Genomic DNA, 5,336 nt, shown 5'->3' on the forward strand with positions numbered 1-5,336 from the left:
GATTATAAAATCACTCGCCTTTTTAGTTTCGTTATAAGCGTTTAGAGTATCGACTACAATACCATCGCTGCAATCCAGCCAAATACCAACAACGGAATGTTGTAATGAAGAAAAGTCGGCACCACGCTGTCCTTGATATGGTCATGTTGTCCATCGATATTTAGACCAGAGGTTGGCCCGAGTGTCGAATCTGACGCAGGAGAGCCCGCATCGCCGAGTGCCCCAGCCGTACCAATAATCGCAACCGTTGCTAAAGGCGAAAACCCTAGAGAGATACACAGCGGTACATAAATTGCGGCAATAATCGGAATGGTCGAAAATGATGAGCCGATACCCATCGTCACCACCAAACCAATTCCAAGCATAACCAAAGCGGCGATGGCTTTATTACCAGCAAAAAGGTTAGTCGCGCCATCAATGAGCGGTGCAATCTCACCCGTCGCTTTCATGACTTCGGCAAAACCCTGCGCGGTAATCATAATAAAGCCAATCATTGCCATCAGCTTGATACCATCATTAAACACCGTATCGGCATCACGCCACTTGACCACGCCTGTCGCCATAAAGACGCCAAAGCCAAACATCGAGCCAAGCAACAGCGAGTCTGTATACAGTTGCACCACAAAAGCAGTCACAATAGCAGCCAGTGCTACCAGCGTTTTTAACTTACTTTGCGCCTTGGCACCAGCGGTTGTTTTGCTTAGCTCATCATTTTTTAACCCTTCGCTTTGGATAGCAGCATCGCGAGCTTCTTTATCGATAGCGACTTGATGATACTGTCGCGGCTTACGGTAGCTGATAAAGACTGCTGTCAATAAACCGATGAACATACCTAATGCGGGTATCGCCATTGCTTGAATCACAGAAATGTTAGCGATATCAATACCTGCTTCACCGACGTTTTTTAGCATGATTTGATTGAGATAAATATCACCGAAGCCATATGGGATAAACATATAGGTAGTGACCAAACCGAAAGTTAGCAAACAAGCAATGAGCCGTCTATCAATTTGCATACGATTAAAGGCGAGCAGTAATGGAGGCACGAGCAACGGAATAAAGGCGATGTGGATAGGAATTAAGTTTTGACTAAAGCAGCTCATGACGATTAAGCCTGCAAACAGCATATACTTAATCATGCCACCAGTGCCCGCCGCGTCAATGCGTTTGATAACTGTCCCTGCTAATGACTGCGGCAAACCAGAATGAGCTATCGCTACCGCAAAAGCACCCAGTAGCGCATAGGACAGAGCGATTTGTGCGCCATTACGGATGCCTTCTTGAAAGGCCTCTAAAGTGTCGGTAATGCCAAGACCTGCGATGAGCCCGCCTGCCAATGCTCCTATTAATAAACTTAGCACCACATGTACGCGCGCGAGTGACAGACCAAGCATAATGACTACTGCCAATAATACTGCGTTAATTGCCATGTATTGCCCCTTTTGCTCTTTACTTTAGCCTGATAAAGACTGGTTAATATCTTAAAGTCTACGAATCTATATAACTTATAAATATCGCTCTAGTAGCTACAACGCCCTACTTTAGGCAGTACGGTTTTAGAAGGGCGTCAGTTTACCTGATTTTGCAAGTAAAACCTATGCTCAGAACGAAGTAGACATTCGCTAAAGGAGAAATAAGTAAGCGATATTATCTTCGCTTAAGTGAGATAATTTACCTTAGTCGCGTGTGGTTATTAATGTCTTGATTTTATTTAGCAATGACTATAGTAAGGCCTTGCAATTTTTTATGGGGACTCCATTTATCTAAACATGAACCACGAACTTGACTTTACAAGTCTGGTTAACGAGGAAAAATATATGAGTGAACATAATATTGATAAAGACAACATCGACATCGATGTATCATCTGCTATTGACCATGATAACGAAACAGACAACTCATCTGTAGATGAGGTGAGCGCGTCATCTAATGTTGTCAAAGACGATATCGCTGAAGACTATTTGCCGCTTTTAGCACTTAGAGACGTAGTGGTCTATCCGCACATGCAAATCGCCCTATTCGTTGGCCGTGCACCATCCGTACAAGCGGTTGAGCTGGCGCAAGCTGAATATGGCAATAAAGTGTTGGTCGTGGCACAAAAAGACTCGCTGACCGAAGATATCGATCAGGACAACTTGTACCAATACGGTACGGTGTGTCGCATCGTTAGCACCATGCCACATGATAGCGATGAGGATTGCATTAAAGTCCTCATCGAAGGTCAATATCGCGCGCGTGTCGATACGATTCAGGACCATGATAACGTCTTGATGGCAAGTTTTGAACGTGCTGATCTTGATGTGCAAATGGATGAGAGCCAACAAAAAAATACCATTCAAGCTTTGACCAGCTTGTTTGAAAGCTATGCTGATGCACGTCTACGCAATGCCCGGGAGCTCACTCGCGTAGCGAAGCGTATCGATGATTTATTAGAGTTGGTCTATTTTATCTCAACACGCGTATCGATGGATCTTGAGGTCAAGCAGTCGTTTTTAGAAAATGACGACATCAAAGCTCACATCAATACCTTGACTGAATATTTGGTTAAGCAAAGTGCCGAGCAGAATATCGAGCAAGATATTCAAGACGCGGTACGTCAGCAAATGGAAGACAATCAGCGCGAGTACTTTTTAAACGAAAAAATGAAAGCCATCAAAAACGAGCTGTCCGATATGAATGACGGCGCGTTCGATGGCGATGATGATGTCGCGGAGCTTGAAAAGCGTTTAGAAGACGCTGACTTACCCGATGATGTCCGTAAGAAGGCGGAGCAAGAGTTTAAAAAGCTTAAAATGATGCCACCTGCATCGAGTGAGTCATCGGTCGTACGCAACTATATTGAATGGATTCTGGACACGCCGTGGAATGCGACAACCAAAGTCTCTATCAATCTAGAAAAAGCTAAAACCACGCTTGATGAAGACCATTATGGTTTGCAAGATGTAAAAGATCGCATCCTAGAATACTTAGCGGTACAGTCGCGCGTGAAAAAACTGCGCGGTCCGATTCTTTGTCTCGTTGGTCCTCCTGGTGTGGGTAAGACCTCATTAGGTGAGTCGATTGCGCGAGCAACTGGTCGTAAGTTTGTCCGTATGGCGCTGGGTGGCGTCCGTGATGAAGCTGAAATCCGTGGTCATCGCCGTACTTATATCGGTGCGATGCCGGGTAAAATCGTCCAGTCTTTAGCCAAAGTAGAGGTGAAAAACCCGCTATTCTTACTAGATGAAGTCGATAAAATGGCCCAAGACTTCCGTGGCGATCCAGCATCAGCGCTATTAGAAGTATTAGATCCGTCGCAGAATGACAAGTTTAACGACCATTATTTGGATATGGACTTAGACTTATCACAAGTAATGTTTATCTGTACGGCTAACAGCATGGATATCCCGCCTGCCCTTCTTGACCGGATGGAAGTCATCCGTTTGCCAGGTTATACCGAAGAAGAAAAGGTCAATATCGCGCAAAAGTATCTTGTGCCAAAAGCGATCAAGCAAAATGGTCTTAAAGAAGGCGAGATTGAAATTGTCGAAGCAGCATTACATAGCATCGTACGTAGCTATACACGTGAAGCAGGTGTACGTAACCTTGAGCGTGAAGTCAATAAAATCTGCCGCAAAGTCGTACGCGGTTCGGTTGAAAGTCATGGCGCACGCGCTCCGAAAAAAGATGAGCGCGAACTGGTCGTGGTCGATGACAAAAACATCGATGACTATCTAGGCGTCCATCAATACGATTATGGATTGGCCGAAAAAGACCCTGAAATTGGTCGTATCACTGGTCTTGCTTGGACACAAGTTGGTGGTGAGTTATTAACTATCGAAGCGGTGGCCATGAAAGGCAAAGGTGAGCTTAGCTTTACGGGCTCACTAGGTGATGTGATGAAAGAGTCGATTCGCGCTGCCATGAGTGTCGTTCGTGCTCGCGGTGATAGCTTAGGTATTGACTATGAGACTGTCAAAACCACTGACGTTCACGTACATATGCCAGAGGGTGCGACTCCAAAAGATGGTCCATCTGCTGGTGGTGCATTGACGACAGCACTGGTCTCTGCCTTGACTGGTATCGCCATTCGTCCAGACATTGCGATGACAGGTGAGATTACACTGCGCGGTAAAATATTGCGTATCGGTGGTCTTAAAGAAAAACTGCTCGCAGCCCATCGCGGTGGTATCAAGCACGTGCTGATTCCTGCAAGTAATGAGCGCGACTTGGCTGATATCCCTGACAATGTGAAAGAGGGCTTAACGATTCAGCCAGTAGCAACGATTGACGAGATATTAAAAGTAGCATTGGTCAATATGCCAACACCGCTAAAGCCTGCTAAGGTGACGGTTGATAAAACGTCAGGTAAAGCGCTGCACAATTAAGCTGTAAAGTTGTTAATAGTCAATAAATGCAAAAAGACCGTAATAACAATTACGGTCTTTTTTTATGCTTCTTTTTTTACTTAGCTAAGCCTCCTTATTTTCTTTGATACTACTGTAATGTCCATAGCCTATAATTCTTATTCTTACTTCATGTTTTCATTTTTCATTTTTCATTTTTCAAACCCATACGTTACTTACATTTATTAACCGATTGTTGCGCTTATAGTGAATAATTACGAGAAATGTTTGTCTATACTGACTATGAAGTATTTAAGCAATATAGATAAAGCTTATAGACATTGTAGAGGCAGTCATAACTACAAAATCTTAATAATGAATACATTAGACAATTACATACAAATGGAGAAAACAATGAAAAAGACAATGCTTGCAAGTGTTTTATTATGTGGTTCAGCGTTAGCAATGACGGGTTGCCAAACGGTACAAGATCAACTAAAAACCGGTAACCCATTTAATCAACCCGCTCTAAAATCAACGATTAAAACGGTTGATGGTAATAATAAGGAAGTCGGTCAAGTATTTTTACGCCCTGTTGATGACGGTGTACAAGTCTATGGCAAGCTTATGAATATGACACCAGGAAAAACAGTGGCACTACATATTCATGAGACTGGTAGCTGTGCTGATATGGGTAAAGCAGCAGGTGGTCACTTTAATCCTGATAACTTCCCGCATTCTAACCCAGATGATATGAACGGCCATGCAGGTGACTTGCCTAACTTAACAGCAAATGAAGATGGTGTGGCTACTATTAATTATGTAAACAAGCAGATTTCTGCAGCTAAAACAGGTAAGTATAGTGTCAATCGCCGCGCCTTTATCGTTCATGCTGGCGCTGATGACTATACCAGTCAACCAGCAGGTAATGCTGGCGACCGTATTGCTTGCGGTATCATCGAAAAGAACTAATCACGCTTAAGCTTAAATCTTATCAATACTAAAAAACCT

At 43.7% G+C, this 5,336-nt stretch carries 3 protein-coding genes; 2 read left to right on the forward strand and 1 reads right to left on the reverse strand.

What is annotated here, in order from left to right; translation table 11 throughout:
• Positions 1–53: 53 nt before the first annotated feature.
• Positions 54–1,430: a Na+/H+ antiporter family protein gene (locus tag PENNN9_RS08375; protein ID WP_058369245.1), complete on the reverse strand. Its 1,377-nt coding sequence runs from the start codon at positions 1,428–1,430 to the stop codon at positions 54–56.
• Positions 1,431–1,817: 387 nt separating this feature from the next.
• Between PENNN9_RS08375 and lon the strand changes: the two genes are divergently transcribed.
• Positions 1,818–4,367, forward strand: a complete 2,550-nt coding sequence (gene lon / locus PENNN9_RS08380) for an endopeptidase La (RefSeq protein WP_227511770.1) — start codon at positions 1,818–1,820, stop codon at positions 4,365–4,367.
• 372 nt (positions 4,368–4,739) lie between these two features.
• Entirely contained in the window at positions 4,740–5,297 is a 558-nt protein-coding gene (locus PENNN9_RS08385) for a superoxide dismutase family protein (RefSeq protein ID WP_058369246.1), read from the forward strand.
• Positions 5,298–5,336 lie beyond the last annotated feature (39 nt).

It is taken from the genome of Psychrobacter sp. ENNN9_III (assembly GCF_001462175.1).
In the GTDB taxonomy this organism is placed as follows: Bacteria; Pseudomonadota; Gammaproteobacteria; order Pseudomonadales; family Moraxellaceae; genus Psychrobacter.

Excerpts from the sequence above, each read along its gene's own strand:
- PENNN9_RS08375 (WP_058369245.1), bottom strand. The coding sequence starts at position 1,430 with ATGGCAATTAACGCAGTATTATTGGCAGTAGTCATTATGCTTGGTCTG.
- lon (WP_227511770.1), top strand. The coding sequence starts at position 1,818 with ATGAGTGAACATAATATTGATAAAGACAACATCGACATCGATGTATCA.
- PENNN9_RS08385 (WP_058369246.1), top strand. The coding sequence starts at position 4,740 with ATGAAAAAGACAATGCTTGCAAGTGTTTTATTATGTGGTTCAGCGTTA.